Raw genomic sequence first — 26,602 nt, forward strand, 5'->3', positions numbered from 1 at the left:
GTTACGACGCGCCGGCCGACACCTTCGCCGTGCTGCTGTCGCTGCCGTCGTCGAGATGCGGCAACGAGGTCAGATGCGCAATCGACTGGCGCAGATCGGCACCCAGCAGTTGCAACGCATGCTCGGCGACATCGCGTAGCGCCGGGTCGATTTCGAGCGTACTGCCCTGCTGATGCAACAAACCGACCCGCACAAGCGTCTGCAGGTGGTTGCGAAACAGCCGCGAATCGAAGAACTCCGGGCTGTTGCGGCCGGTGAGAATCGCCATGCGCTCGGCCATGAGCTGACACTGACGCTCGAAACGGGCGCGCTCGACGCTGCCGTTTTCGAGGTTGTGGCTGAGCAACATGACGGTCATGGCATAGCGCTCGAGGGCTTCGCGCATGATTCGCGACAGGCTCATCAGCGCCGCGAAGGCGGCACTACCGGCCTGCGGGCGCTGTAGCCGGCCCGCTTCGTCAGCCAGCAGCAACCCGCAGTCGAGCAGGCCGTCGATCGCCTCGCCCAGGGCCGCGCGGGCCTGCGCGGGCGGCCAGCGCAGAAACAGTTCCGAGGCGAGCAGTGGATACAGCTCGACCGCACCGTCGACCACCTGTTCGCGCTCGCGCCATTCGGCATGGGCAAAGAAGTTGGCCACCAGCGACGGCAGTGCGAACAGGTGCATGACGTTGTTGCGCGTATAGGTCAGCAACACCGCCTGTCGCGATTCCACCGTCAACACATCACCCCAGGCATGGGGTACACGAATCAGGCGCATCATGGGCTCGGCTTCGGCGAGCAGCGCGTGGCCGTCCGTGTGTTCCGGCGCGGTCGCATCACGCGAATACGGACACACGCGCGCCAGTTCGGCCAGCAGCGCCAGGGTCTGGACCATTTCGTCTTCGGCGACGGCTTTTTGCGGGCTGCCGAGCAGGATCAACGAGGCCAGGCCGGTGGCATTGAGCGTGGCCGTGGCATTGATGCGCTCCATCACCCGCTCGGCCAGATTGGCGACGAAATCCTGCAGCCAGCGCGGGCGGGCGTCCATTTCCAGCCCGCGCATGCGCTCGCGCCAATCCGGCAGATGGGTGTCGGCATAGGCCTGCAGGTCGATCGGCTCGCCGAAGGATACGAACACGCGGCCGTACTTGCGCTTCAAGACCTTGGTCGAGCCGCGTACAAGATCGCCCATCGACTCGCCTTTCTTGGCGCGCGTACCGCGCAGCTCATCGAAGTATTTATTGACCTCCATGACCCGGTCGTAGCCGATATAGACCGGCACGATCGCTGCCGGCGCGCCCTTGCCGCCCAGTGCGCTGGTCACTGCCATCGACAGCATGCCGGTCTTGGGCGACAACAGCCGCCCGGTGCGGCTGCGCCCGCCTTCGGGGTAGAACTTCATCGGCTGGCCGCGCTGGATAAGCGCGTCCACATAGGCACGAAAGACTGCCGTGTAGAGCCGATCGCCCTTGAAACTGCGGCGCAGATAAAACGCGCCGCAGCGCCGCAGCAACGCGCCCACCGGCCAGAAGTTGAGGTTCACGCCCGCCGCGATCTGCGGCAGGGCCAGGCCTTCCTGATAGAGGATGTAGGACACCAGCAGGTAGTCCATATGACTACGGTGACTGGGCAGATAGATGACCTCGCGCCGATCGTGGGTGGTCGCGCGCAGGCGCGCCAGATGGCGCACGTCCACGCCGTCGTAGATCCGGTTCCACAGCCAGGTGAGCACCCGCAGCATGAAGCCGATGGCGATATTCGAGTAGTCGGCCGCGATCTCGTTCGCATAGTCGCGCGCCCGCGAGCGCGCGGCCGCCACGCTCACCTTGTCGCGGCGGGCGGAATCCTCGATCGCCTGCTGGACATCGGCATCGGCGAGCAGGGAGTTGATCAGCTGGCTGCGCCGCGAAAGCGCCGGGCCGAGCGTGGCCGTGCGCTGGCGCCGAAAATGAATACGCAGCACACGCACGAGCTTGCGCACCATGACATCCGGCGCGCCGACCTCGGCCTCGTCCAGAAAGCCGCGATAATCCAGCGGCTGACCGAAATGCACCAGCGTATTGCGTCCGTTCGCCAGCACGATCAGCAGTTTGCGCAGCCGCCCGCTGCGCTCGCTGTCGGCAAACAGAATTCGAAACAGCGAGGTTTCCTTGACCGGATTACGCCCCCAGAAGACCGACACCGGTACCAGCTGGACGTCGTAATTCTGGTCATGCAGGCCGCGCGCGACAATGCGATGCAGATCCGAGCGTTCGCCGCTACGCCCGACCGGCAAGGCCACGACCACCGACCGCTGCATGCTCGGCATGCTGTTACCTGCCAGGTAGGGGCGTGGCAGCCCCTGTTCGGCACACACCGCTTCCAGTGCCAGCCAGTCCATGACACTGGCGACCGGCAGTACGTAGCACACGGGTTTATCACCGGCCAGCGCGATCTCGGACAGATCCGACGGCGAGGCATGGGTATTGATCCAGGCCCGCAGCGGCCAGCGCAGCAACGGCACGAACAACGACAGAATGCGTAGCAGCCAGCCCATTCAGGAACCCACGAAATAACGCACGAGCGCCCGGGTACGCTCGCCGATGGCCCGAGCCACACGCTCGATTACGCCGCGCTCGTCGAGCAGGGCACGATCGTGGGCGCTGGCCAGACGCGGCGCAAAACGCACCCGCAGCTTGGCCAGTGCGCTTTCATCGGCGCCTACGAACTGGCGAAACAACCAGTTCCAGGGGACATTCCAGCGCTGGCCGCGACACACCCGGGCGACGAAATCCACGATATAGGGCTGACCCTCGTCGTCGACGAGCATATTGCTCGGCGCTCTGAGATCGCAGTGCGCCACGCCGCGGGCATGCATCTGCGCGACGAGTTCGTCGAGCCGATGGTAGGCGGCCTCGCCCGGTTTGGCCTGGGGCCAGGGCGTGGCCGGCAGGTACTCGATCAACACGCCGCGTGCATCCAGCTGACGATACAGCTGGGGCACCCCGACGATCCCGTCAAGGCGCTTGAGCGCGCTGGCCTCACGCCAGATGAGCACCGGCGCGACGATGCGGCCGAACCAGCCGGGCGTACGCGCATAGTCCTTGAACACCGCGCAGGCATCCCCGTAGACCACGAGCGCGACCTCCGGCTCGGTCCGCCCGCCGCTTTTGTAGTAGCGCGTGGCATGCGCATGCAGCTGGGCGCGCGTCAGGCTTGCGAGCACCGCCATATCCCTCGAGCCTGCCGACATCTACGGCCCGCGCTAGCCAGCGTCTTCGTCGTCCGCGCCGTCGTCCTGATACAGCCGATCGGCCGGCACGTCGCCATCGTAGACCGCCTTGAGACGGTTTTCGAGATAGTAGCCACGCATGAAGGCATAGGGGTCGAACTGCTGCTCGAGCGTTTCCTCGAAACCGAGCAGGCTCGCACGCAGGTTGATCAGATCAAGCGCACGCAGGCTCCAGACGACGTAGTCGTAGTCCTCATCCACATAGTTGAGCGGATAGACGAACTGGTCGCCCACCCGGCCGAACACATCGCGGCCGCTGCTCGGGCCCAGAAACGGCAGCACCAGATACGGCCCCTGGCCGAGGCCCCAGTAACCCAGCGTCTGGCCGAAATCCTCGTCGACCTTGTCGACGCCAACCGCACTGGCGACATCGAACAGCCCGCCGACGCCAGCCGTGGTATTGACCATGAAGCGGCCCAGCGAGGTATTGAACGACCCCCACTTGAGCTGCAAGGCGCTATTGGCCATGTTGACCGGCTCGTCGAGATTGGCGAAGAAGTTGCCAACGCTGGTCTGGACCCGATCGGGGGTGATCTTGTCGTAGCCACGCGCCACCGGCTGGAGCACGTAGCGATCGGCGGTATCGTTGAACTTGTAGACCGCGCGGTTAACCGGCTCGATCGGATCCCAGGGATCGGAGGGCGGACTGTGCACGCAGCCACCCAGCGCGAAAAGACCGAGCAGCCCGGACAGGAGAGTCAGCCGTTGCGGCAAGCGTGTCGTCATGTAATGCCTCGAAGCGAAGCCACCAGCGCGCTCATTTATGGGCGCGATAATGGCCCAGCAGATCGGCCAGTGAATGTTGCGGGGTGAAATCGAAGGTGCGTGCGAACAGCCCGCCGTCGATGATCACCGCGTATTTGAAGAAATCGATCAGATAATCCGGTGGCGCATAACGCCCCAGCGCCCGGACCGATCGGCGCGCCAGCGCCGGCGGCACGGAGGGCAGAAACAGCCGGCGACAGCCGGCCAGCTGCAGCGCATCCTGATAGGCCACATAGTCGTCTGGGGCGACATTATATACACCCGGATGGTTACGCTCGAACGAGCGTAGCACCGCGTGGGCCATGTCTTCGACATGGATGAACTGCATCAATGGCGAAAACCCGAGCAGGCACGGCACCACCGACTGCGCGAGCATACGGCTTATTTCGTTGTTGATGCCCGGCCCGGCGATATTACAGGGCCGCAGAATGGTGATATTGAGCTCGGGATTCTTGTACAGATGGATATTGAACAGGTTTTCCAGTTCGACCGCGTCCACGACTTCGGGCATGAGGTTGGCCGCGCGCATCGGGTATTCCTCGTCGATGAGCGACGGGTTGCGCGGGTCGGCACCGTAGACATGGAAGGTGGATAACGCCACCACCTTTTCGACGCCGTATTTCAGGGCCAGGCGCAACAGCCGGGCGGTGCCCACCACATTGGCCGAATAGCGCCGGTTCCGTGTGGACTGGGTAAAACGAATCCGCCCCAGATGGATGATGCCCATGAAGCCGTGCTCGCGAAACACATCCTCGAACGGCCACTTGTTGAAATCCACGACATAATCGACCGTATCCGGATAATCGGCCTGCAGGCCGCGAAACTCGACGCCGATCACATCGTAGTTTTCCTTGAGCAGCGCGATCACGTGCTGGGCCAGCGCGCCCGCCGCGCCGGTGACCAGCACCTTGCCGCGCTTGGCGCTGCCGATCCCCGAGGTGGCTTTTTGTGTCTTGGTCGCTGTCTTGCCCGACTGGCGCCGTGCCGGCGTCTTGCGCCGCGGCGTGGACTGGCCGCTGCTGGCGTTGTCGTTACCGTCTTTTTCTTCGCTGGCGCTGTCGCGCTGACTCTGGTTCGACTCGCTCATCAAAAAATACTCTTGCGCTGGGCGATACCGGCATCGATGAGATCACGGATGGCGTCCTTGACCTCTTCGACTCGCCATTCCACGTCGCGCTCGTTGCGCGCGTCGTTGGCAAAATGCATCGGTTTGCCGAAGTTCAGGAATACGCGGGCCGGCAGCGGCACCAGCGGCGCGAGCGGGAAATACGGCATACCGAGCATGCGCGCCAACGGCTTGATATTGACCAGCGACGGCATGGTCTCTTCGCAGCCGACCACGCCCACGGGCACGATCGGCGCGTTGTGCTCCATGGCCAGATGCATGAAGCCGTGGCCAAAACGCTGCAACTGATAGCGCAGGCGATACGGCTTGCCCGAGCCGCGAATGCCTTCCGGAAACACCACGATGGACTCTTCGCGTTCGAGCATCTTGCCGCAGTTCTTCGGATCGCCGATGACGCCGCCGACCGAGTTCATCCAGTTGCCCAGAAACGGCACCGACGGAAACCAGCGCTCGATCATGGAACGCGGCAGGCGTGCGTTCTCCGACTTGTTGGCCACCGCGAAGCTCACCATCACGCCGTCCATGGGCAACTGGCCGCTATGGTTGCCCACGATCAGCAGCCGCCCCTCGCCGGGGATATGCTCCAGCCCCTTGGCCTGCACCCGGAAATAGTTCTGGTACAACCAACGCACCGCCGTGAACGTGATCTTGGCAGTATCGGGGTTGAGCCCCCACGGATCGTAGCCCTGGGTGCCGATATTATGTTTCGGCAAGGCATCGACCAACTGGTCGACATCGCGGCCCACGGTCCGCGGTTTAAGAAATTGCCGGGTGCGCATGTTTACTCCTCGCACGAACAGACGCTTTATCAACGACGCGTCTTTGGTCTTACACTGGCGCCAACGCTTTGAGCTTAGCACGCAGATCAGCCGTGCCGAGCCTGTTTCAGGCCTGCTTCGATGACCGATTTTTCCCCCGCCACCGAAAGCCACGCCCGTCGCGTGGTATCAATCAGTATCGAGCTGATCCGGCCCGGCACGAGCCAGGCGCGTACGGCATTCGAATCCGAGCGTATCGACGAACTCGCCACCTCGATCGCCAGCGCCGGGGTGATCCAGCCGGTGGTGGTATGCGGCGATCATGCGTCGGGCTACCAGCTGCTGGCCGGGGAGCGCCGCTGGCGTGCGGCCCAACGCGCGGGCCTGACCGAACTGCCGGCGATCGTGCGCAACGATCTGGATGCCACCCAGGCTGCGGTGCTGGGGCTGATCGAGAATCTACAGCGTGAATCGCTGGGGGTGATGGATACGGCCCATGGCCTGGCACGCCTGTGCGACGAACACGGCCTTACCCACGACGCCGTCGCCCGCCAGATCGGAAAGTCGCGGGTCTACGTGACCAATTATCTACGCCTGCGCCAGCTCGCGGCTCCGGTCCAGCGTCAGATCGAAGCCGGCGAACTCAACCTGGGACACGCCAAGATCCTGGCCGGGCTGACCGAGGCGCAACAGATTGCGCTCGCGCGCGACGCGGTCAAAAAGCACATGAGCGTACGCCAGCTCGAACAGGCCGCACGCCGTGCGGCCACCCAGGCGGCGCCCACCCGCGACGCCACGGGTCCGGATAACACGATGCGAGAGCTGGAAACCCGGCTGGCCGAGCATGTCGGCAACGCGGTCGCCATCGACTACGACGCCGAGCGGCGGCGCGGCGAATTACGGATCGCTTTTCACGATCTCGACGAATTCGACGGCTTGCTGGCACGGCTGGGATTCAATACAGAGGCGTAATCCGGCCTGCGGCAGCCGTGATGGGGCGCTTCTTTAGCGCCCGGCCGGGCGACGCGCAGCCGCCGACGGATGTACTAGCGCCGCGGCCCGTTGGAAGGCCCGCGGGTTTTCTTGACTGCGCCCATGAGCCCGAAGCCCAGGATCACCGCCGCGCCCACACCGATCCAGACCGGGGACACGCTCAAGGCATAGGCACCGTAAGCCAGCGCACCGGCCACGATGACGATACCAATCATGTAGATCGCGAAATTCGACATCGACTATTCCCCCGCAAAGAGCGCCACGGCGCCCGATAGTGTCGTTCAGTCCGCCATGGGCGTATGCAGCGGGCTGTCCTGCTGGCTGTAATAACGCGCCAGCGCCTTGAGCTGGGCGTCGGTCATGCCCTGGACCTGGCCGCCCATGATCGCGTTCTGGCGGTCGCCATCGCGATAGGCTTTCAGGCTGTGCAGCAGATAGTCCTGATACTGCCCGGCGAGCACCGGGAAGTTCGCGGTCTGCGACACGCCATTCTTGCCATGACAGCTGGCACAGGTCTGGGTGGTCTGCGATACCCAGTCGTTACCGGCCGGCTTGTCGCCGCCCTGGTTTTCTTCGGCGAAGCCGCTGACTGCAAAAACGCACAGCGCCAGACAGATCAACCCGCGTGAAACCGTATGTTTCATCGTTCTATGCCCCCGTGCTTAGCGCTGCAACTGCGACAGGTATGCCGCAATGTCCTTGATGTCCTGATCGCTCAGGCTCGACGCCTGGGCATGCATGGTCGAATGCTTGCGCGCGCCACTGCGATAGGCCTTGAGCGCGGATTCGATATAGGCAGCATGCTGACCAGCCAGCTTGGGCACGTGATAGGTCGGATAGGCATTGTTGTAATCGGGAATGCCGTGACAACCCTCGCAGGTGTAGAAGCGTTCCTTGCCGGCCGCCGCGTCGCCGGCCGTATCGCCGCCCTCGGCCTGGGCGAACGCAGGGCCATACACGAAGGCGCAACAAACCAAGACCGCAAGGGCCTTACGCCAACTTTGAATCATCGAAATCTCCCGAAAACAGCCTGCGCCATGGAGCCCGGCGCAGCGCTATGCTCTTGTAAAACCGCGCGCGAGTCAATTCGCCGGCGGTGTTCAGTCCTGTGAGTCGCCCCGGGTCAGCGGCTCGACCACCTGCGCGATACTGGCGTTGAGATTGAACGCAGAACGCTCACCTTCGCCTTTAGCGCGCCCGAGATCGTGTTCGTCGAGCTGAAGCAGTACCAGCTGGGCCATACCCCCCGCACGCCCCCCAGCCGGCCCCGACCAGACGCCGATACGCGGCTCACCGGTGCCACTACGCGGCAAACCGCCCCCATAGATGCCGCGTAACGGTTCGGGCATGAGCGCCTGCGCGCCACCATCGAGCGGCGAGGTGCTCAATTGCACATCCAGCCAGGTGCGCCAGCGGCGCGTTGCAAGCTGTTCCAGCGGCTGTGCAGGCAAGCGCTCTACCACGCCCCGCGCGAGCGCGGCGGCTGCGTTGCGTGAATAGCGGATCAATCCGCCGCGGTCGTCGCTATCGAGCACCAGACGCTGACGCTCGGCACCCGCGCCCGGCAGGCGCAGCGCCCCATCGACATGGGCGCGCAGACGAAGCGACTGGCCCTGACCACGCGGCGTACGGCTGATCGCCACGGTCGCGGTCAGCCAGGGCGCGCCGCCGTAGGGGTTGGGTAGACGCAATTGCACGGTGGTATCGCGCGGTGAAGCGGCCACGGCGTGGTTCGGTTCGATCAAACGACGCACGCGCCGGCGGATGCGGTTGAACATGATTCGAAGCGCGCCAAATAAATATGGAAGCTATATAATGACGCATTAGGACATCGCCATGAACAACGCACGTCAATTCCTTGTAAGCGGCCGCGTGCAGGGCGTGGGCTTTAGAGCCGCCACGCGCGAACGCGCCAACGAACTCGGCCTGGGCGGCTGGGTTCACAACCTGGCCGACGGCCGGGTCGAAGTACAGGCGGCTGGAAACGACGAAGCGCTCGATGCCCTGGCCCACTGGCTCGCCGACGGCCCGTCCGCGGCGAAAGTGGACCATATCGATGCCCAATCCATCGAATCATCGGATGCGCCCACACCATTCGCCATCCGTTGATTCGGGGCCGCCCGCCGGCCCTTACAAACCGTTGTTGCCGACATGACCATCCGATCGACCGATGCCGTGCTGCCCCGCTGGGCCTGGCTTGGCGTGCCCCTGGGCCTTTATCTGGCCCATTTTATGGCCCGCGCGCTGCTCAGCGAGCCGGTCTACGACGCCTGGCTGCGCCACGAATCGGGACTGACCGAAATCGGTACCGTGGCAACCCTCGCGCTTGCCTTTGTCGCCGGCGTGTCGGTGACGGTCTGGGCCTTTCGCCGCGGCGATCGTGCGCTGACGGTGTTTTTTGCCCTGTTCAGCCTGGGCTGTCTGTATTTCGGGGGCGAAGAAGCCAGCTGGGGCCAGCACTGGTTCGGCTGGAGCACGCCCGAACAGTGGCGCTCGCTCAACAACCAGGGCGAAACCAACCTGCACAATTCGAATTCGGTGGCCGGCTCGCTGCTCGATCAGCTACCGCGTAACTTGCTGGGCGCGGCCATGCTCATTGGCGGCGCGATTCTGCCGATTGCGCGGCGCCTGCGCGGGCGCTTTTATGCGCGTGGCACGTTCGGCTACTGGGTCATGCCGGGCTTCGACTGCGTGGCGATCGGCCTGCTCGCGCCCTTGGCCTCGGTGCCGGAAAAGCTGCTCGAATCCACGCTGGGCGACGTGCCGTTTCCTTTCGATATCGAGGCCGGCGAAGTCAAGGAACTGATGTTCGCGGTGTTTTTGTGTCTGTATATCGTTACGGTATGCCTGCGCATCCGTCGCGACCCGGGCGCCGGCGGACGGACCAGCGCCTGACGCCAGACAAAAGAAAGGCCCGAATCGGGAGGGCAGCCGATCCGGGCCTTGAAGAGCGGCGCCGCTCGGGGGGAAGCGACGCCACCATCACAACGTCATCGCTCGGGTAGGATAGACGCTGCGTTGGCGCAAAAACCGGTGAAGGGGGAACACCGATTCTGCGAAGAGCGGCGAGGTATTGCGCCCCGCCGGCTTCGAAACGAATTATAGGCAATGCACATCGCTATTCATAATTGCATTTCTTAGTACTATGAATAGCGTTGCACTATACACATATTTTTGCCAATCCATACAGCCTTTTATAGTGACCGGGAGCCACCGATGAGCGCGTCACCCGCCCTCGACAACACGCCGACCGCGCGCGAAGCGACCAAGCGTCGGACCTTTGCCATCATCTCGCACCCCGACGCGGGCAAGACCACACTCACCGAAAAGCTGCTGCTGTTCGGCGGTGCCATCCAGCTCGCCGGTACGGTCAAGGGGCGCAAGGCGTCGCGTCATGCCACCTCCGACTGGATGGCGATGGAGCAGTCGCGCGGTATTTCCGTGACCACCTCGGTGATGCAGTTCCCCTATAACGAACGCATCGTCAATCTGCTCGACACCCCGGGCCACGAGGACTTCTCCGAAGACACCTATCGCACGCTCACCGCGGTCGACAGCGCGCTCATGGTCATCGACATCGCCAAGGGCGTCGAGCCGCGTACGATCAAGCTCATGGAGGTCTGTCGGCTGCGTACCACGCCGATTTTCACCTTCATCAACAAGATGGACCGCGAGGGCCGCCCGCCGCTGGAAGTGCTCGACGAGGTCGAAGAAGTGCTCGGCATCGCCTGTGCGCCGATCACCTGGCCCATTGGCATGGGCAGCCAGTTCAAGGGCGTCTATCACCTGCTCGAAGACAAGGTGCATCTCTACGAAGGCACTGACAACGAGGCCGGCGGCAAGACGATCACCCTCGACGGACTCGACGATCCGCGTCTCAAGGAAATCGCCGGCATCTTCTACGACGATCTGCTCGAAGAGATCGAACTGGTCCGCGAGGCCGGCGACGGCTTCGATCTGGACATGTATCTGGCCGGCGAACTCACCCCGGTATTCTTCGGCTCGGCAGTCAACAACTTCGGCATCCGCCCGCTGCTGGATTCCTTCGTGGAATGGGCGCCGGCGCCGCAGCCACGCGAAACCACCTCGCGCGAGGTAGCCCCCGCCGAGGACGGCCTGTCCGGCTTCGTATTCAAGATCCAGGCGAATATGGACCCGCAGCATCGCGACCGGATCGCCTTCATGCGCGTGTGCTCCGGGCACTATGAAAAAGGCATGAAGATGCAGCACCTGCGCGCCGGCAAGGAGATTCGCGTCAACGACGCCATCACCTTCATGGCCAATCGCCGCGAGGCCGCGGAAACCGCCTGGCCGGGCGATATCATCGGCATCCACAACCACGGCACGATCGCCATCGGCGACTGCTTCTCACAAGGCGAGGATCTGCAGTTCACCGGCATCCCCAACTTCGCCCCGGAGCTGTTCCAGCGCGTGGTGTTGCGCGACCCGCTCAAGGCCAAGGCGTTGCACAAGGGCCTCGACCAGCTCTGTGAAGAAGGCGCGACCCAGGTGTTTCGCCCGATCAACAACAACGACGTGATTCTGGGCGCGGTCGGCGTACTGCAGTTCGACGTGGTGGCCGAACGGCTCAAGAACGAATACGGCGTAAAAGCCACCTTCGAACCCATCAACGTGCATACCGCGCGCTGGATCTATGGCGACGAGCGCGAGATCCGGCGCTTTCGCGACCGTATGGACGATGGCGTGGCCGAAGACCACGGCGGCGCGCTGGTATATCTGGCGCCCACCCGGGTCAAACTCCAGCTCACCGAGGAACGCTGGCCGGACATCACCTTCGCGGCTACCCGCGAATACAACGCCAACTAGGGTAGTCCTGACAGATCGACCGCCGCGAGCACGATGTCGTGCTCGCGCGGTTTATCGCGGCTGCGCTGACCGCTTACGCCTCGTCGGCGACGGTATGCAGGGTGATATCGGCGCGGGCGAGCAGTTCCGACTCACGGGCCAGATCGGCCTGGGTGAGCGGACGCTCGTCCAGCCAGTCGGCATCGCAGTGCAGACTCAGCGCGTTCTTTTCGACCGCCAGCCAGGCCGGCGGCGTGATATCCGGATCGCGACCGCGGTGCAGAATCACCGCCAGACGCAACACCAGCGCCAACCGATAGGCCAGCGCGCGCCAGTCCGCGGGTAGCGCATCCACCAGATCGGCCCGAAAACGCCCGCGATGCAGGCGCACGAGCGTGGCCAGCACGGCCTGGTCGGTACGCGAAAACCCCTGCAGATCGGCATTCCGCAGAATGTATTCGCCGTGCTTGTGATAGCCCTTGTGGGAAATGGCCAGCCCGATTTCGTGCAACAACGCCGCCCAGCGCAGCAGCCGGGGTGCCATGCCGGTGGCGCGTTCGTCGTCGTAGTCGCCCAGCAGGGCGATGGCGGTCGCGGCCACCCGCTCGGCCTGGGCATGGTCGACGTCATAGCGTTGACTGGCCGCGAGCACGCCATCCTCGCGGGCATCGTGGTCGTGCAGACGCCCGAGCAGGTCGGCAACCACGCCTTCGCGCAGGGCCTTGTCGGATACCCGCATCGCCTCGATACCCAAGCTTTCGAACAGGCCGGTGAGTACCGCCAGCCCGCCGGGAAAGATCGCGCGCCGCTCATCGGATACGCCGGGCAGGTCCAGCTTGTCGACCTTGCCGGCCTTGAGCAGTGCCCGCGCCAGCGTCTTGAGATCGGCCGGGGTAATGGTTTCGTCGGTCTTTTTGGCGCCGGCGGCCCGCAGAATCGACTTCACACTGCCCGACGCGCCGATAGCCAGATCCCAACCCGCCTTGCGATAGGCGCGTGCGATGGGCTCGACGGTCAACCGCGCATCGGTGACCGCGGCCTGCCAGGCCTTGCGGCTGATCTTGCCGTTGCCGAAAAACCGCTGCATCTGCACGACCGCGCCCAGCGACAGGCTTTCGACCAGTAACGGGCGCGCCAACTCGCCCACGATCACTTCCGTGGAGCCGCCGCCGATATCGATCACCAGCCGCCGCGGGTGATCCGTGCCCAGATCCTGAATCACGCCGCCATAGATCAGACGTGCCTCTTCGGCGCCGTAAATCACTTCCACCGGATGACCGAGTGCGGCGCTGGCTTCGGCCAGAAACGCATCGGAATCGCGCGCACGGCGCAGCGTATTGGTGCCCACCGCGCGTACATGGCCCGCCGGAATACCTTGCAGGCGTTGTCCGAAACGCTCCAGGCAGGCCAGCGCACGCGCGGCGGCATCCGGGTCGAGCCGCCGATCGGCGCTCAGCCCGCCGGCCAGGCGTACCGACTCCTTGAGCCGATCGACCACATGCAACTTGCCGCCATCATCGCGGACCACGATCATGTGAAAACTGTTGGAGCCCAGATCGACCGCCGCAACAGTCTGCGGGCCCGGCGCCGCATCGCCTGTTTCCCTGTTGCGGTTCATTTGTCTATCTTAAGCGGGCCGGCCGGGGCGCCGATAAGGGAATTGATGAACACGGGCAAATACAGGCACGAAGGAATGGCGCAGGCGATTATGTCGCAACAACGCGGGCGCGTGTACCCGCAATGGCTGCTGATGCTGATCGTGGCGGTACTGATCGGCGGCTGTGCGAGCCAACCGAGCTACCGGGGTAGCGCAGGCTATTCGGGCATCGACAAGAGCCGATATCCCGATCACGGCGCGATGGTGGATGCCCTCTACGACTATTATCACCAGTGGCGCGGCGTGCCCTATCGCTATGGCGGCATCGACCGCAACGGCATCGATTGTTCTGCGTTCGTGGCGCGCACCATGAGCGAACTGGAATCGCTGAACCTGCCGCGTACCACCAGCGCCCAGGCCCGGCTGGGCCAGCCGATCAGCGCGGGCGATCTCTCGCCGGGCGATCTGGTGTTCTTCAAGACCGGCTACTCCAGCCGGCATGTCGGCATCTATGTCGGCGCGGGGCGCTTCATGCACGCCTCGACCAGCCAGGGCGTGACCATGTCGCGCCTGGATAATATCTACTGGCGCAGCCATTACTGGCAGTCGCGCCGGCTAACCACGCAGACGTACTGACGCGCTTCGGCGTGATCGCGGCATGAGCGAATCGCAGCCCGCGGATCTGCGCACCCGTGTGCGCGAGATCATCTTCGGTACCGCCACCCCGGCCGGACGCGCCTTCGATATCGCGCTGCTGATCGTCATCGTCGCCAGCGTGCTCAATCTGATGCTGGTATCGGTGGCCGCGATCGAACAACGCATCGGCGGCATTTTGCACGCGTTGGAATGGCTGTTCACCGGCCTGTTCAGTATCGAATACGCCGTGCGTATCTATGCCGCGCGCCGACGCTGGGCCTATATCCGCAGTTTCTACGGCATCATCGACCTGTTATCGATACTGCCGCTGTATCTAGCCCTGATGCTGCCCTCGGCGCATTACTTCGTGGCCGTACGCGCCCTCCGGGTCATGCGAATCTTTCGCGTGCTCAAGCTCGTGCGCTATGCCAACGATGCCAATGTACTCACCCGCTCGCTGCGTCACGCCCAACGCAAGATGCAGATCTTTCTGGGCGTGCTGGCACTGGTGACCGTCATCCTTGGCGCGCTGATGTATGTCGTCGAAGGCCCGACCCACGGCTTTACCAGCATTCCGCGCAGCATGTACTGGGCCGTGGTGACCATCACCACCGTGGGCTACGGCGATATCGCGCCCGGCACGCCCATCGGCCAGGCGATCGCCGGGATCGCCATCATGCTGGGCTATGCCTTGCTGGCGGTCACCGGCGGCATCATCACCGCCGAACTCACCAACGAGATCGCCAACGAACGCCAGCTGCGCCAGTGCCCGCACTGTGAACGCAGCGGCCACGAAATCGATGCCCACTACTGCAAGTTCTGTGGCGGCCACCTCGACAAGAACGACGATCAGGACCCGCCCGCCGACAAGGAACAGGCCGCCGACCGCGACAAGCTCGACTAGCGGGCCGGCCCCGATAAGTCGATACCCGCATCCGGCGGCTTCGTTCCTTGAAGAGCCAGTCCGCAAATGCACGCCAAAAGCGCAAATGAAGAATGGCGGTTCGCCCCTCACGACCCACGCAAACGCGGGCATAGGCTGGATTAGCGCAGCTTAATCCAACACCGGACGTAGCCGCCGGTGTCGATTCGACCGGCGTTGTCAAACCCGGCCATGACGGCCATTGCCCGTCTTGATCAAGTACAAAGCTCAGCGTGCCATGAACATCAGATCATCCGGACTCCGAGCGCTTGGTCTGTCGCCTTATTCGCGCACCTTCGCCTTCATTTGCGGACAACCTGCTTGCTTGAGTGCAGCCAACTAAGCTTCATACAAAATCAAGTTGCTCGTTGGTTTTAAGCCGACGGCCCAGCCGCCCCACACGCCCACTCAACGTGACACGCCAGACATAAAAAAGCCCGTCACGAGGACGGGCTTTCAATCAGCAGGCGGTGCCCAGCGGCATCAGGCCGGAGCCGGCTCCGAGCGCGCCTGTTCGATCAGGCGATGCGATACCGATCGGCGCAGCATTTCGTGCGCCCGCTCGATCGCACGATCCAGGCCTTCGTGGCGGATTTTGAACTTCGCATAGGCCCGCGCCTTGAGCTGTTCGACGCTGGGCAGTTCCGGTAGCTCGATTTCGGCCAGATAGGCTTCGGCGGAATCCCATTTGTCGCGCGCATGGGCACGCAGATCGTCGAGGATATGGCTGCCTTCCCAGCGCGCCCGGATGTTGCGGCTGATGCGATCGGCCGAGAAGCCTTCCGCGATATAGACCGCACATTTGTCGATGATCTTCTGGGTGGGCGCCTTCTCGTTGGCGAGAATGGTCTTGGGCGGCTGACGCAGATCCCAAACCAGGCCCAGCTTCTCGAAGCCGAGCAACAGGTAGTAGGTGGTATCGATTTCCCACCAGAAGAAACCGTTGCGCGCGGCCGACGGGTAATAGTGATGGTTGTTGTGCCAACCCTCGCCCATGGTCAGCAGCGCCAGGAACCAGTTGTTACGCGAATCGTCGCCGGTGAGATAGCGCTGCTTGCCGATGACATGGTTGAGCGAGTTGATGGTGAAGGTGGCGTGATAGACCAGCACGGTCGAGAGCACGAAGCCCGACACCAGACCGGCCCAGCCGCCCACGACAAAGCACAGGCTGGCGACGATGATGGCCGGCAGGAACTGATGCCGTTCGATCCAGCGCATTTCCGGATATTTGGAGAAATCCTTGATCAGGTCCATCTCGGCATGGGAGCGCGCTTCACGATAGACCCAGCCCACATGGGCATCCAGAAAGCCGTACTGGCGCGGCGAGTGCGAATCGGCCGGCATATCGGAATCGCGATGGTGCTCGCGGTGCTTGGCCGCCCACCAGAGCGGGCCGCGCTGCAACGCAGCCGAGCCGACAAAGGCCAGCACGAACTGAAACACGCGGCTGGTCTTGTAGCCACGATGGGAAAAATAGCGATGATAGCCGGCCGTAATGGCGAACACGCGCGCAAAATACAGCCCAACGCACAGCGCAATCGAGGTGGCAGTAAAACCGGTCCACCAGATGCCGATCAAGGCCACATGCAACAGCGCGAACGGTATGAATTCAACCCAATTGAACTTGTCGTCCAGGTGGGGGTTGGCGGGATATTTCCTTTCTGCGGACATCGCCTGATTCGCCTCACGATTTGCGGTAATTTCGTTGCAGTGCACAACTGTTCACTGCAGTCAAAGTATGCGGTAGATAGGAACGATTTTCAATAAAACCGTGTTTCGAATACGAGCAAGGAATGTGCCCATTTCCACGCTTCAGCCGGGGCCTGCCCCGAAAACAGACCGCTGGCAACAGCTGGCATGCTTGCCCGTAAACACCCTCGACAAGCACCAACGTGACTTGTCGGCCGACCATACCGAGACAGTGCCGCCGCGCTTTTGTTCTGGATCAATCCAGCGCGGCGAAATCGAACAGCTCGCGATCGGCCATCTGCGAGGGCGCGATGCGCGTCATGGAACGAAAGATACGTTCACTGCGGCCGGGGTCGATGCGCTCCCAGTCGGCCAGCATCGCCTTGATGTTCTGGCGCTGCAGATTGGCCTGCGAACCACACAGATTGCAGGGAATGATCGGGTACTGATTCAGCCGTGCATAGCGTTCGATATCGCGCTCGCTGCAATAGGCCAGCGGGCGGATGACCACATTCTCGCCGTCGTCGGACCTGAGCTTGGGCGGCATCCCGGCCATACGTGCGCCATGGAACATGTTCAGAAACATGGTTTCGACGATGTCGTCGCGATGGTGGCCAAGGGCGATCCGGTTGAAGCCGTTTTCGCGCGCATAACGATAGAGAATGCCGCGGCGCAGCCGCGAGCACAGTCCGCACATGGTCGCGCCTTCGGGCACCTTTTCGGTGACGACACTATAAGTATCACGCTCGAGAATTTCGTAATCCACGCCGAGCCCGTCCAGATAGGCCGGCAGTATATGTTCCGGAAAACCGGGCTGCTTCTGGTCGAGATTGACCGCGCGCAGCTCGAAGCGCACGGGTGCGACTTCCTGCAGATAGCGCAGCATGTCCAACATGGTGTAGCTGTCCTTGCCACCGGACAGGCAAACCATGATGCGATCGCCATCGCGGATCATGTCGTAGTCGGTCACGGCCTGACCAGTCAGACGCTTGAGTCGCTTGGCGAGCTTGTTCGCCGCAACCGAGCCCGGCGTCAGGCCGGCCGGCGGGCGGGTGTCGAGTACCGGAATATCGGACATGGCGGCGTACGCAGGCGTTGGCGTGAATCGAAGACGATGCGCGTCATTGTACGCATGCGCTGAGCGGCGACCAGCATGGCCGCGCTCAGGCGTTGGCCAGCAGCTGCTGCATCACGCGCCGGCTTTCGGCCACGTAATGGCCACCGAACAGCCGGGCATGATTGAGCAGATGATAGAGCTGGTAGAGCGGACGCCGGACATGCCGATAGCCCTCGCTCATCGGCCACGCGCCCCAGTAGGCTTCGAAGAACAACGGCGAAAAGCCGCCGAACAGCTCGGCCATGGCGAGATCGGTTTCGCGATCGCCATAATAGACGGCCGGGTCGAACAATACGGGCGCGCCGTGTTCGTCCATCCCGACATTGCCGCCCCACAGATCGCCATGCACCAGCGACGGCTCGGGACGATGACCGGCCAGCAGCGTATCGAGCACGGCCAGTAGGGCATCGCCATCGCGTGCCAGGCCCGGATGCCGGGGTGCCAGCGCATCGAGCATCACGGCCAGACGATTCTCGCGCCAAAATTCGAGCCACTCGGCATGCCAGGCATTGGGCTGCATGCTCGAACCGATAGTGTTGTCGCGATCGAAGCCGTAGCGTATGGCCACGATACCGTGCATATCGGCCAATCCCTCGCCGAGCCGGGTCATTGCCGCCGGCGTGAGCACATCGAGAGCGATATGTTCGAGCACCAGATACGCATGGGCGTCCGTCTGGCCGAGGGTAATCACCCGCGGTACACGCAGCCCCACCGCCTGGCTCAGCTCGGCCAGCCCGGCGGCTTCAGCGGCGAACATGAGACTGCATTCGCGTCGGTTGAGCTTGACGAAATAAGCCTGCACGGCGTTTTCAATCCGGTAGGCGATATTGATGGAACCGCCGCCCAAGCGGGTACGCCGCTCGGCCACGAACGGCCGCCCGCTTGTACTGGCAATGGCGGTATCGATGGCCGCCCAGTCGATCACGAGGCGACGACCCCGAGGCGCTTGCGCAAGCGCTCGCCCACGCCGAGCCGATCGCAGATCGCGGCCAGCGTCGGATAATCCGGCGCGCGCCGGCGAATATCGCGCTGGTCGGCATCGAGTTCGATATCGGTGACGATAGTGGCCAGCCGATAAGACAGCCGGATCTGGTCCGCGTGGGTTTCGAGCTTCGCCGCCAGCGATTTCGCCCCGCGCAGGCCGCTGGCGGCCACGCCGTCGAGATCGTCCAGCAGCGCCTCGATACCGTCGAAGCGCTGCAAAAGCGATGCCGCGGTCTTGGCGCCGATGCCGGGCACGCCTGGGATGTTGTCGACACTATCGCCCACCAGCGCCAGATAATCGGCGATCCGCGCACAGCGCACGCCGAACTTGGCTTCGATCGCGGCCTCGTCGTAACGGATTTCGCGAGCGTAGTCCCAGAGAATATCGTGCGCGCTCATGATTTGCGCCAGGTCCTTGTCCGAGGTGACGATCTTGACCGGGGTGTCGCTGGCAGCGGCCAGCGTGCCGATCAGATCGTCGGCCTCGTAGACCGGACTGGAGAGCGTGGCCACGCCCAACGCCTCGGTGATTTCGCGACAGGCGCCGATCTGGGCCTCGAGTGCCGCGGGCGGCAGTTCGCGATTGGCCTTGTAATCGGCATAGAATTCGTTGCGAAACGAGCTCGTGAGCGATTCGTCGAACGCCGCCGCGACCTGGCGATCGTCATCGGCTTCGAGCAGTTGCACGAGAAAGGTCGTATAACCATAGACCGCGTTCAGCGGCTGGTCATCGCGTCCGGTCAAACTCGAGGGTAGCGAGTGAAACGCCCGGAATATATAGACACTGGCATCCACGAGCAGCATGACGCTAGTGTACTGCACCCATCATCTGTTGTGCCCGTGTGCCAAGGCACGCGGCATGGCATCGATTCGCCGATCTCTTTGAAAGGACCATGCCCATGATTCGAATCCGCCGTACGGCCGCCGCTTTCGTGCTGGCCGGCCTGAGCGCTGTCGCGGCCATCGCCCACGCCGATACCACCTTGACCTATCAGGGCGCCAGCGGTGCCTTTACCGTGGACATGCGCCCGGGTGCGGTGCGTATCGATGACGCCAGCCCCCAGTGGCAGCTCTATCGCGAAAACGACAAGGCGATCTTCTCGATCGATCCGAAAGAGCGCACCTACACCCGCCTGGACAGCGACTCGGCGAGCGTGATCCGCCAGCGCGTCGATGCGCTGCGCGCCCAGATCGAAAACCGCGTTCAACAGCTACCCGAAGATCAACAGGCCACGGCCCGTGCGGCCATGCTGCAATCCGTGCCCGGCCTGGATACCCGCAATCAGAAGATCGGCCTGGACCGCACCGGCCGCGAAGACCGCGTGGCCGGCGTGAAATGCGAGGTCGTACAGGTGGTACGCGACGGCCAGCCGGCCGAAACCCTGTGTGTGGCCACGCCCAAGGCACTGGGTATTTCCAAGGATACGTTTGCCAGCGTCACCTCCATGTTTTCGCTCATGCAGACGCTGCTCGCCGGCACCGGCTTCGAAACCGCGGGCCTGCCATATCTGAGCCTGTCCGGCATGCCGGTTCGCTTTACCGATACCAACACCGGCGAGCGCCGCCAGCTGGTGGACGTCAGTCACAAACGCGTGTCCGAGCGGCGATTGAGCATCCCCGAGGACTATGTCGAGACGAAAGTGACCCAGCCGGCCAATTGATCGCCTCGACCCCCGTCCATGCTACGAAAGCCTAATAGTTTGGGTTAGACTGATTTCGGGGTTGATCCGGCCTGCGGCCTGACGAGCGCAGCACGCGTCATATCAGTGTGTTCACACGCGCCGATTCGCCGCGCCGGATATTCATTAGAACAAATCAAGGGAAGACATGAGCGTAACTATCGCAGTCCCGAAAGAAACGGCCAGTGGCGAAACCCGTGTCGCCATGGTGCCGAAAGTGGCCGACAAACTGGCCAAGTTGAACGTCGATATCAAGATCGCCAAAGGCGCCGGCGAAGGCAGCCGCATTCCGGACGAATCCTTCAAGGAGCCGGTCCAGATCACCGACAACGCCGACGATGTATTCGGCGCCGATGTGGTGCTGGCGGTCAACGCGCCCGATGCCCAGTCGATCGGCAAGATGAAAAAGGGCGCGGTACTCATCAGCTTCGTCCAGGCCCACAACAACCCGGACACGGTCAAGGCGCTCAACGACGCCGGCGTGACCAGTTTCGCCATGGAACTGGTGCCGCGTATCACCCGTGCCCAGTCGATGGACGCGCTGTCCTCGCAGGCCTCCGCAGCCGGCTACAAGGCCGCGCTCATGGCTGCCAACTCGCTGGAACGCTTCCTGCCGATGCTGACCACCGCGGCCGGCACCATCCGCCCGGCCAAGGTGCTGGTGATCGGCGCGGGCGTGGCCGGCCTGCAGGCCATCGCCACATCCAAGCGTCTGGGCGCCAAGGTATTCGCCTATGACGTGCGTACCGACACCAAGGAACAGGTCGAGTCCCTCGGCGCGGACTTCCTCATGGCCGAAGGCGTGAAAGCCGAAGCCGAAGGCGGCTACGCACGTGAGCTGACCGACGAGGAAAAGAAGAAACAGCAGCAGATGCTGGAAAAGAACATGGCCGATGCGGACGCCGTGATCACCACCGCCGCGGTGCCCGGCAAGCCGGCGCCCAAGATCATCTCCAAGGCGATGGTCGATGCCATGAAGCCCGGCTCGGTGCTCATCGACCTGGGCGCCTCCGGCGGCGGCAACTGCGAGCTCACCCAGCCCGATGAAGTGGTCACCCACGGCAGCGTGACCATCTACGGGCCGTCCAACGTACCGGCGCTGCTGGCCGAGCATGCCAGCGAGATGTATGCCCAGAACCTGTTCAACTTCCTGCAGCTGATCGTGATCGAGGAAGAAGGCCAGGAAGACGCCAAGCCGGCGGACAAGACGCGCAAGCTCGAAATCAACTGGGACGACGAAATCCTGGCCAAGTCCGCGCTCACCCACGACGGCGAAACCGTCAACGAAGCCGCCAAGAAAGCCCTCGAAGGCAACGGCTAGCCCTTCGGCGACCGGCTCATCAATTTCTGGGAGAAAAGACAGTGATTACAGGTTTTGTCGCACTCTATATCTTCATGCTCGCGGCCTTCACCGGCTACGAGATCATCGGCCGTGTACCGGCCATTCTGCATACCCCGCTCATGTCGGGTTCCAACTTCGTGCACGGGATCGTGCTCGTCGGCGCCATGGTCGCTTTGGGCCATGCCGACGGTTTCTGGGAGACGCTGATCGGCTTTATCGGCGTGATTCTGGCGGCCGGCAACGCGGTCGGCGGTTATGTCGTGACCGAGCGCATGCTCGAAATGTTCAAGTCCTCCAAGGACTGATCCTCGCTGATCCCATTACAAGAACGAGCACACGAAAAGGTTACCGAATATGAGTTTCTGGGAATTTACCGTAGACGCGAGTTATTTCATCGCGGCCGTACTGTTCATCATCGGCCTCAAGCGCATGGGCTCGCCCAAGACCGCGAAGAGCGGCATCAAGTGGGCCGGCATCGGCATGGCACTGGCCACCGTGGTCACGCTCTGGCATCCGGCCATGGAAGCGGGCTTCTTCCGCTACGTGCTGATGATCCTCGCGATCGCCATCGGCGGCGCGGGCGCCTGGTATACCGGCAAGAAGGTCGAAATGACCGCCATGCCGCAGATGGTCGCACTCTATAACGGCATGGGCGGCGGCGCGGCCGCGGCCATCGCGCTGGTGGAGATGTATTCCGGCAGCGCCTTCGACCACGGCGCGACCGTGCTCACGCTGGCCGTGATCGGCGCGCTTATTGGTGGCGTGTCCTTCTCCGGTTCGCTGATTGCCTGGGCCAAGCTCGAAGGCAAGATGAAAAAGACCATCCGCCTGCCTGGCCAGCAGCTGATCAACGGCAGCGTTGCCGCGATCACCGTGATCCTGGGCATTGCCATCATTGCCTCCGATGGCAGCGCGCCCGTGCTGGTCACGCTGTTCTTCCTGCTGTCGCTGGCCTTTGGCGTGCTGCTGACCAACCCGATCGGCGGCGCCGACATGCCGGTGGTCATCTCCATGTACAACGCCTTCACCGGCCTGGCCGTGGCGTTCGAAGGCTTCGTGCTCGGCAACGCGGCGATGATCATCGCCGGTACCGTGGTAGGCGCGGCCGGTACGCTGCTCACGCTGCTCATGGCCAACGGCATGAACCGTTCGATCTCGAACGTGCTGTTCGCCGGCTTCGGCGTGGACGACGGCGCCCAGGCCGACGGCCCGGAAGGCGAGATGAAATCGGTCGAGGCTTTCGACGCCGCTGCTTCGTTCGCCTATTCCGACAGCCTGATCATCGTGCCCGGCTACGGTCTCGCCGTGGCCCAGGCCCAGCACAAGCTCTGGGAATTCGTGCAGATGCTGGAAAAAGAGCACGACGTGGACGTGAAGTTCGCCATCCATCCGGTGGCAGGCCGCATGCCCGGCCACATGAACGTGCTGCTGGCCGAGGCCGGCGTGCCCTACGACAAGATCTTCGATCTGGAAGAGATCAACGCCGAGTTCCCGAACGCGGACGCGGCGCTGGTCATCGGCGCCAACGACGTGGTCAACCCGGCCGCGCGTACCGACGAATCCAGCCCGATCTACGGCATGCCGATTCTCGATGTCGACAAGGCCCGCGAGGTCTACGTCGTCAAGCGCGGCAAGGGCACCGGTTTCTCCGGCGTACAGAACGCCCTGTTCTTCGGCGACAACACCCGCATGGTGTTCGGCGACGCAAAGCAGGTCTGTACGGATCTGGCCAACGGCCTCAAGCAGCTCTAGAAGCGCTGCCCGGGTCGCAGGAAAAAGCCGCCTCCGGGCGGCTTTTTTCATGGCCACGATCCGCAGCGGTTAAGCTTGTCGCATGCACGAACTCGCCCCTCTCGCCCACGCACTGGCCGGCTACACGCCACGCCGTCTGCGTTTTCGCCGCCGGCTCAAGCGCGCTGCGGTCGCCGTGATCCTGCGCGAACGCCGGCAGGGTGTGGACGTATTGCTTGCCGTGCGTGCGCAACGCGAAGGCGACCCCTGGTCGGGCGATATGGCTTTTCCCGGTGGACGCGTCGACGGCGTGGACGAAGCCAGCGCCTCGCGCGCGGCCTGTCGCGAAACCGCCGAGGAAGTGGGACTGACCATCGGCCGCGACGACGGAATCGGCCGCCTGAACGACCGCCTCACACTCGATCACCGCCGGCGCGCGCCGATGGTGGTGTCGCCGTTCGTCTACCGGCTGGCCCACCCGGACGAGCCAGTCCTCAACCACGAAATCGCCGCCACGCGCTGGCTCGCGCTCGCCTGGCTCGACGAGCCGTCCAATCGCCAGACGATGCACTGGCCGATCGGACATGTGCGCATCCCCATGCCCTGCTACCACTGCGGCGACGGCCAACGCCTTTGGGGCCTGACCCTGGCCATGCTCGACGAACTGCGCACGCTCACGCGATGAGCGCGATCTTCTCCACAGCCCGCGCCTTGCGCAGCCGGCCCGTGCACGCTGGCCTGGCCGCTGCCGAAAAAGGTTTATCCACATATACACAGGACGCAAAAGATCGCGTAATTGATTTTGCTGCAGCGCACATTGACTCGGAATTTCCCCAAACCACTGATATAGAACGAATTAATATCGAAATCTGGGCCGGAACTCGGTATTTGTATAACCTGCGCGCATCCGTTCGAAAAATTCATCCACGATTTTATCCACAGGCTGTAAACCCTTGATGGCCGGCCAGGAAATCGCGCCGATCCTGCGGGTTGCGGTGCCCGTCCCTTTATACGGGGGCTTCGATTATCTCGATCTCGACGCCGACGCCACGACGCCAGTCGGCAGTCGCGTGCTGGTTCGTTTCGGCCGCCGGCGACTGGTCGGCGTGGTCCTCGAAAGCGGGGTGGACAGCGACCTGCCCCGCGCGCGCCTGCGCCCGATCGACGCCCGCCTGGACGACGCGCCCGTGTTCGATGCGTCATTGTTGGGCCTGCTGCGCTGGGCTGCGCGCTATTACCATCACCCGATCGGCGAAGCCCTGGCGACGGCACTGCCGGTCGCGCTGCGGCGGGCCAGAACCGACCAGACGCCCAACCGTCATCGCGGCTGGCAGGCCCTCGCCGCGACGGATGAAAACGCGCCGCCGGCCCATGCCAGACGCCAGCACGAACTGCTTGCGGTCATCCGTGCCAGCGGGCATCCGGTGGCACATTCGCGTCTGCTCGCGCGCTTCGGCGCGATTCATGCGCCGCTCAAGGCCCTCGAACGCCGCGGACTGATACTCGCCGTGGATCTGCCCGGCGCCCTCGAACAAGGCAGCGCCGGTCCTGCACCGGCATTGACCGCGCTACAGCAGCAGGCCATCGAACGGCTCAACGAACGCAGCCACGGCTTTAATCCGACCCTGCTGGAAGGCGTGACCGGTAGCGGCAAGACCGAAGTCTATTGCCGCCAGATGGCCGATGCCCTGGCTGCCGGCCGGCAGGTGCTGTTTCTTGCCCCCGAGATCGGGCTCACCCCGCAGCTGATCGAGCGCCTGCGCACGCGCTTCGATGCCCGCATTGGCGTGCTGCACTCGCAGCGCAGCGATGGCGAACGCGCCGATGTCTGGCGCGCTGCGCGCGCGGGCGATGCCGATATCGTCATCGGCACGCGCTCGGCGGTATTCACACCCATGCCACGGCTGGGCCTGATCGTGGTCGATGAAGAACACGACGGCTCCTACAAGCAACAGGACGGCTTTCGTTATCACGCCCGCGATGTCGCTCTGCGCCGTGCCCAGCAGGCCGATATTCCGATCGTGCTCGGCAGCGCCACACCCGCGCTGGAAAGCCTGTACAACGCCGATCAGGGCCGGTTCGGCCACGTCACGCTGCCCGAGCGCGCCACCGGCGCGGCGCTACCGCCCGTGCGGGTGATCGATATCCGCTCGCGACCGCTGCTGGGCGGATTGTCCGACCCGATGCTCGCGCATATCGAACGCCACCTCACCGCGGGCAACCAGGTGATGGTGTTCATCAACCGCCGCGGCTATGCGCCGGCGTTGTCCTGCCACGACTGCGGCTGGATTGCGCCCTGTGCGCGCTGCGATGCGCCGCTGACGCTGCATGGCGGCGGCGCGCGCCTGCAATGCCACCACTGCGGTGCCCACGAAAGCACGCCCGCGTGCTGCCCGAGCTGTGGCTCGAAACAGCTGGTCGCGCTCGGCGCGGGTACCGAACGCGTGGCCGGCGCGCTGCGCAGCCGTTTCCCCGACGTGCGCCTGGCCCGCTTCGATCGCGACAGCGTGGCCCGCAAGGGCCAGCTGGAAAGCCAGCTCGCCGACGTTGCCAGTGGCACCACGCAACTGCTGGTGGGCACCCAGATGCTCGCCAAGGGCCACGACTTCGCCCGTCTGACCTGTGTCGCGGTACTCGATGTCGACGGCGGGCTGTTTTCGGCGGATTTCCGAGCCGCCGAGCATATGGCCCAGTTGGTGACCCAGGTCGCCGGGCGCGCCGGACGCGCCGATCTGGCCGGTGAGGTCTGGTTACAGACCCGCCATCCCGAGCATCCGCTGCTGCATCGCCTGCTCACCGACGGTTACGACGGCTTTGCCCGGGCAGCCCTGGCCGAACGCCGCGAAGCCGCGCTGCCGCCATTCGGCCATCTTGCCCTGCTGCGCGCCGAGGCCCACGACATGCAGTCCCCGCAGGCGTTTCTGGAACAGGCCGCGGCCACCATCCGCGTCGACGACCAGATCGCCTGCTGGGGCCCAGTGCCCGCCCCCATGCAACGTCGTGCCGGACGCTTTCGTGCCCACTTGCTACTGCATTCCAGCACCCGTGCACGTTTGCATCCGGCGCTGGACCACTGGCAACGCGTGCTCGCCGAGCTACCCGGGGCGCGGCGCGTGCGCTGGTCGATCGATGTCGATCCGCAGGATCTGCTCTGACCGGCACCGCGGGCGATATGCGAAAGTTCATACGATCGGGCCGATACGACAG

27 protein-coding genes are annotated in these 26,602 nt (G+C 63.7%); 13 read left to right on the top strand and 14 right to left on the bottom strand.

Annotated elements, in window-relative coordinates; translation table 11 throughout:
• Position 1: 1 nt before the first annotated feature.
• From plsB to T5B8_RS01055, 5 genes are read right to left on the bottom strand one after another with little or no spacing between them, the layout of a single operon-like run.
• Positions 2-2,515: a glycerol-3-phosphate 1-O-acyltransferase PlsB gene (plsB, locus tag T5B8_RS01035; protein ID WP_353175442.1), complete on the bottom strand. Its 2,514-nt coding sequence runs from the start codon at positions 2,513-2,515 to the stop codon at positions 2-4.
• Entirely contained in the window at positions 2,516-3,184 is a 669-nt protein-coding gene (locus T5B8_RS01040) for a protein kinase family protein (protein WP_353175444.1), read from the bottom strand. It abuts the gene before it with no gap.
• Positions 3,185-3,223: 39 nt separating this feature from the next.
• Positions 3,224-3,976, bottom strand: a complete 753-nt coding sequence (locus tag T5B8_RS01045) for an MlaA family lipoprotein (protein ID WP_353175446.1) — start codon at positions 3,974-3,976, stop codon at positions 3,224-3,226.
• 31 nt (positions 3,977-4,007) lie between these two features.
• Positions 4,008-5,102 carry an NAD-dependent epimerase/dehydratase family protein gene (locus T5B8_RS01050; RefSeq protein ID WP_353175448.1) on the bottom strand — a complete coding sequence of 365 codons (1,095 nt, stop codon included), beginning with the start codon at positions 5,100-5,102 and terminating at the stop codon, positions 4,008-4,010.
• Positions 5,102-5,920 (bottom strand): lysophospholipid acyltransferase family protein, encoded by an 819-nt coding sequence (locus T5B8_RS01055; RefSeq protein ID WP_353175449.1) that lies wholly within the window; start codon positions 5,918-5,920, stop codon positions 5,102-5,104. The genes T5B8_RS01050 and T5B8_RS01055 overlap by 1 nt, the downstream gene beginning before the upstream one ends.
• A gap of 120 nt (positions 5,921-6,040) precedes the next feature.
• Here T5B8_RS01055 and T5B8_RS01060 point away from each other — a divergent pair, with 120 nt between their 5' ends.
• Positions 6,041-6,871, top strand: coding sequence for a ParB/RepB/Spo0J family partition protein (locus T5B8_RS01060; protein ID WP_353175451.1), 831 nt, complete (start codon positions 6,041-6,043; stop codon positions 6,869-6,871).
• 74 nt (positions 6,872-6,945) lie between these two features.
• Here the strand turns inward: T5B8_RS01060 and T5B8_RS01065 are convergent, their stop codons facing one another.
• The 4 genes from T5B8_RS01065 to T5B8_RS01080 all read right to left on the bottom strand — a co-directional run bounded on the left by T5B8_RS01065 (position 6,946) and on the right by T5B8_RS01080 (position 8,616).
• Positions 6,946-7,128, bottom strand: a complete 183-nt coding sequence (locus T5B8_RS01065) for a hypothetical protein (RefSeq protein ID WP_353175453.1) — start codon at positions 7,126-7,128, stop codon at positions 6,946-6,948.
• Positions 7,129-7,173: 45 nt separating this feature from the next.
• Positions 7,174-7,536 (bottom strand): c-type cytochrome, encoded by a 363-nt coding sequence (locus T5B8_RS01070; RefSeq protein ID WP_353175455.1) that lies wholly within the window; start codon positions 7,534-7,536, stop codon positions 7,174-7,176.
• An 18-nt stretch (positions 7,537-7,554) separates the two neighbouring features.
• Positions 7,555-7,902 carry a c-type cytochrome gene (locus T5B8_RS01075; RefSeq protein ID WP_353175457.1) on the bottom strand — a complete coding sequence of 116 codons (348 nt, stop codon included), beginning with the start codon at positions 7,900-7,902 and terminating at the stop codon, positions 7,555-7,557.
• Positions 7,903-7,992: 90 nt separating this feature from the next.
• Positions 7,993-8,616: a hypothetical protein gene (locus T5B8_RS01080; protein WP_353175458.1), complete on the bottom strand. Its 624-nt coding sequence runs from the start codon at positions 8,614-8,616 to the stop codon at positions 7,993-7,995.
• A gap of 112 nt (positions 8,617-8,728) precedes the next feature.
• On the opposite strand from T5B8_RS01080, the gene T5B8_RS01085 reads away from it, so the two are divergent.
• From T5B8_RS01085 to T5B8_RS01095, 3 genes are all read left to right on the top strand, one after another.
• Complete coding sequence (locus tag T5B8_RS01085; RefSeq protein ID WP_353175460.1) at positions 8,729-9,001, top strand: acylphosphatase; 273 nt, start codon at positions 8,729-8,731, stop codon at positions 8,999-9,001.
• A gap of 42 nt (positions 9,002-9,043) precedes the next feature.
• Positions 9,044-9,787: a hypothetical protein gene (locus T5B8_RS01090; protein WP_353175462.1), complete on the top strand. Its 744-nt coding sequence runs from the start codon at positions 9,044-9,046 to the stop codon at positions 9,785-9,787.
• 321 nt (positions 9,788-10,108) lie between these two features.
• Positions 10,109-11,719 (top strand): peptide chain release factor 3, encoded by a 1,611-nt coding sequence (locus T5B8_RS01095; protein WP_353175464.1) that lies wholly within the window; start codon positions 10,109-10,111, stop codon positions 11,717-11,719.
• A gap of 73 nt (positions 11,720-11,792) precedes the next feature.
• On the opposite strand, the gene T5B8_RS01100 is transcribed toward T5B8_RS01095, so the two are convergent.
• Complete coding sequence (locus T5B8_RS01100; protein WP_353175465.1) at positions 11,793-13,316, bottom strand: Ppx/GppA phosphatase family protein; 1,524 nt, start codon at positions 13,314-13,316, stop codon at positions 11,793-11,795.
• Between the two features lie 75 nt (positions 13,317-13,391).
• Here T5B8_RS01100 and T5B8_RS01105 point away from each other — a divergent pair, with 75 nt between their 5' ends.
• A complete protein-coding gene (locus T5B8_RS01105; RefSeq protein WP_353175467.1) occupies positions 13,392-13,931 on the top strand; it encodes an NlpC/P60 family protein in 540 nt (179 codons plus the stop codon).
• Between the two features lie 22 nt (positions 13,932-13,953).
• A complete protein-coding gene (locus tag T5B8_RS01110; RefSeq protein WP_353175469.1) occupies positions 13,954-14,835 on the top strand; it encodes an ion transporter in 882 nt (293 codons plus the stop codon).
• Positions 14,836-15,336: 501 nt separating this feature from the next.
• Here the strand turns inward: T5B8_RS01110 and T5B8_RS01115 are convergent.
• The 4 genes from T5B8_RS01115 to T5B8_RS01130 all read right to left on the bottom strand — a co-directional run bounded on the left by T5B8_RS01115 (position 15,337) and on the right by T5B8_RS01130 (position 19,447).
• On the bottom strand, positions 15,337-16,524 hold the full coding sequence (locus tag T5B8_RS01115) for an acyl-CoA desaturase (RefSeq protein ID WP_353175471.1): 1,188 nt from the start codon (positions 16,522-16,524) through the stop codon (positions 15,337-15,339).
• A gap of 274 nt (positions 16,525-16,798) precedes the next feature.
• On the bottom strand, positions 16,799-17,620 hold the full coding sequence (ttcA, locus tag T5B8_RS01120) for a tRNA 2-thiocytidine(32) synthetase TtcA (RefSeq protein WP_353175473.1): 822 nt from the start codon (positions 17,618-17,620) through the stop codon (positions 16,799-16,801).
• An 85-nt stretch (positions 17,621-17,705) separates the two neighbouring features.
• Positions 17,706-18,584 (bottom strand): fructosamine kinase family protein, encoded by an 879-nt coding sequence (locus tag T5B8_RS01125; RefSeq protein ID WP_353175475.1) that lies wholly within the window; start codon positions 18,582-18,584, stop codon positions 17,706-17,708.
• Complete coding sequence (locus T5B8_RS01130) at positions 18,581-19,447, bottom strand: 5'-3' exonuclease (protein WP_353175477.1); 867 nt, start codon at positions 19,445-19,447, stop codon at positions 18,581-18,583. Before T5B8_RS01130 ends, T5B8_RS01125 begins: the two co-directional genes overlap by 4 nt.
• Positions 19,448-19,542: 95 nt before the next feature.
• Here T5B8_RS01130 and T5B8_RS01135 point away from each other — a divergent pair, with 95 nt between their 5' ends.
• The 7 genes from T5B8_RS01135 (at position 19,543) to T5B8_RS01165 (ending at position 26,550) form a co-directional block, all read left to right on the top strand.
• Entirely contained in the window at positions 19,543-20,304 is a 762-nt protein-coding gene (locus tag T5B8_RS01135; protein WP_353175479.1) for a DUF4412 domain-containing protein, read from the top strand.
• A 166-nt stretch (positions 20,305-20,470) separates the two neighbouring features.
• Positions 20,471-21,643: an NAD(P) transhydrogenase subunit alpha gene (locus T5B8_RS01140; RefSeq protein ID WP_353175481.1), complete on the top strand. Its 1,173-nt coding sequence runs from the start codon at positions 20,471-20,473 to the stop codon at positions 21,641-21,643.
• Between the two features lie 41 nt (positions 21,644-21,684).
• Entirely contained in the window at positions 21,685-21,969 is a 285-nt protein-coding gene (locus T5B8_RS01145; RefSeq protein ID WP_006914082.1) for an NAD(P) transhydrogenase subunit alpha part 2, read from the top strand.
• Between the two features lie 49 nt (positions 21,970-22,018).
• On the top strand, positions 22,019-23,416 hold the full coding sequence (locus T5B8_RS01150) for an NAD(P)(+) transhydrogenase (Re/Si-specific) subunit beta (protein ID WP_353175483.1): 1,398 nt from the start codon (positions 22,019-22,021) through the stop codon (positions 23,414-23,416).
• Positions 23,417-23,498: 82 nt separating this feature from the next.
• Positions 23,499-24,080, top strand: a complete 582-nt coding sequence (locus T5B8_RS01155; protein WP_353175485.1) for an NUDIX hydrolase — start codon at positions 23,499-23,501, stop codon at positions 24,078-24,080.
• Entirely contained in the window at positions 24,077-24,352 is a 276-nt protein-coding gene (locus T5B8_RS01160; protein WP_353175486.1) for a hypothetical protein, read from the top strand. The genes T5B8_RS01155 and T5B8_RS01160 overlap by 4 nt, the downstream gene beginning before the upstream one ends.
• The gene (locus T5B8_RS01165; protein WP_353175488.1) at positions 24,352-26,550 is read left to right on the top strand and encodes a primosomal protein N'; all 2,199 of its coding nucleotides are present in this window, start codon (positions 24,352-24,354) and stop codon (positions 26,548-26,550) included. The genes T5B8_RS01160 and T5B8_RS01165 overlap by 1 nt, the downstream gene beginning before the upstream one ends.
• Positions 26,551-26,602 lie beyond the last annotated feature (52 nt).

The organism is Salinisphaera sp. T5B8, assembly GCF_040361255.1.
Taxonomy (GTDB): domain Bacteria; phylum Pseudomonadota; class Gammaproteobacteria; order Nevskiales; family Salinisphaeraceae; genus Salinisphaera.

Coding starts and splice junctions, on each gene's coding strand:
- ttcA (WP_353175473.1), bottom strand. CDS start 17,620: ATGTCCGATATTCCGGTACTCGACACCCGCCCGCCGGCCGGCCTGACG.
- T5B8_RS01135 (WP_353175479.1), top strand. CDS start 19,543: ATGATTCGAATCCGCCGTACGGCCGCCGCTTTCGTGCTGGCCGGCCTG.
- T5B8_RS01130 (WP_353175477.1), bottom strand. CDS start 19,447: ATGCTGCTCGTGGATGCCAGTGTCTATATATTCCGGGCGTTTCACTCG.
- T5B8_RS01055 (WP_353175449.1), bottom strand. CDS start 5,920: ATGCGCACCCGGCAATTTCTTAAACCGCGGACCGTGGGCCGCGATGTC.
- T5B8_RS01155 (WP_353175485.1), top strand. CDS start 23,499: ATGCACGAACTCGCCCCTCTCGCCCACGCACTGGCCGGCTACACGCCA.
- T5B8_RS01095 (WP_353175464.1), top strand. CDS start 10,109: ATGAGCGCGTCACCCGCCCTCGACAACACGCCGACCGCGCGCGAAGCG.
- T5B8_RS01165 (WP_353175488.1), top strand. CDS start 24,352: ATGGCCGGCCAGGAAATCGCGCCGATCCTGCGGGTTGCGGTGCCCGTC.
- T5B8_RS01085 (WP_353175460.1), top strand. CDS start 8,729: ATGAACAACGCACGTCAATTCCTTGTAAGCGGCCGCGTGCAGGGCGTG.
- T5B8_RS01070 (WP_353175455.1), bottom strand. CDS start 7,536: ATGAAACATACGGTTTCACGCGGGTTGATCTGTCTGGCGCTGTGCGTT.
- T5B8_RS01090 (WP_353175462.1), top strand. CDS start 9,044: ATGACCATCCGATCGACCGATGCCGTGCTGCCCCGCTGGGCCTGGCTT.
- T5B8_RS01065 (WP_353175453.1), bottom strand. CDS start 7,128: ATGTCGAATTTCGCGATCTACATGATTGGTATCGTCATCGTGGCCGGT.
- T5B8_RS01105 (WP_353175467.1), top strand. CDS start 13,392: ATGGCGCAGGCGATTATGTCGCAACAACGCGGGCGCGTGTACCCGCAA.
- T5B8_RS01045 (WP_353175446.1), bottom strand. CDS start 3,976: ATGACGACACGCTTGCCGCAACGGCTGACTCTCCTGTCCGGGCTGCTC.
- T5B8_RS01150 (WP_353175483.1), top strand. CDS start 22,019: ATGAGTTTCTGGGAATTTACCGTAGACGCGAGTTATTTCATCGCGGCC.
- T5B8_RS01050 (WP_353175448.1), bottom strand. CDS start 5,102: ATGAGCGAGTCGAACCAGAGTCAGCGCGACAGCGCCAGCGAAGAAAAA.
- T5B8_RS01115 (WP_353175471.1), bottom strand. CDS start 16,524: ATGTCCGCAGAAAGGAAATATCCCGCCAACCCCCACCTGGACGACAAG.
- T5B8_RS01140 (WP_353175481.1), top strand. CDS start 20,471: ATGAGCGTAACTATCGCAGTCCCGAAAGAAACGGCCAGTGGCGAAACC.
- plsB (WP_353175442.1), bottom strand. CDS start 2,515: ATGGGCTGGCTGCTACGCATTCTGTCGTTGTTCGTGCCGTTGCTGCGC.
- T5B8_RS01060 (WP_353175451.1), top strand. CDS start 6,041: ATGACCGATTTTTCCCCCGCCACCGAAAGCCACGCCCGTCGCGTGGTA.
- T5B8_RS01100 (WP_353175465.1), bottom strand. CDS start 13,316: ATGAACCGCAACAGGGAAACAGGCGATGCGGCGCCGGGCCCGCAGACT.
- T5B8_RS01075 (WP_353175457.1), bottom strand. CDS start 7,902: ATGATTCAAAGTTGGCGTAAGGCCCTTGCGGTCTTGGTTTGTTGCGCC.
- T5B8_RS01110 (WP_353175469.1), top strand. CDS start 13,954: ATGAGCGAATCGCAGCCCGCGGATCTGCGCACCCGTGTGCGCGAGATC.
- T5B8_RS01160 (WP_353175486.1), top strand. CDS start 24,077: ATGAGCGCGATCTTCTCCACAGCCCGCGCCTTGCGCAGCCGGCCCGTG.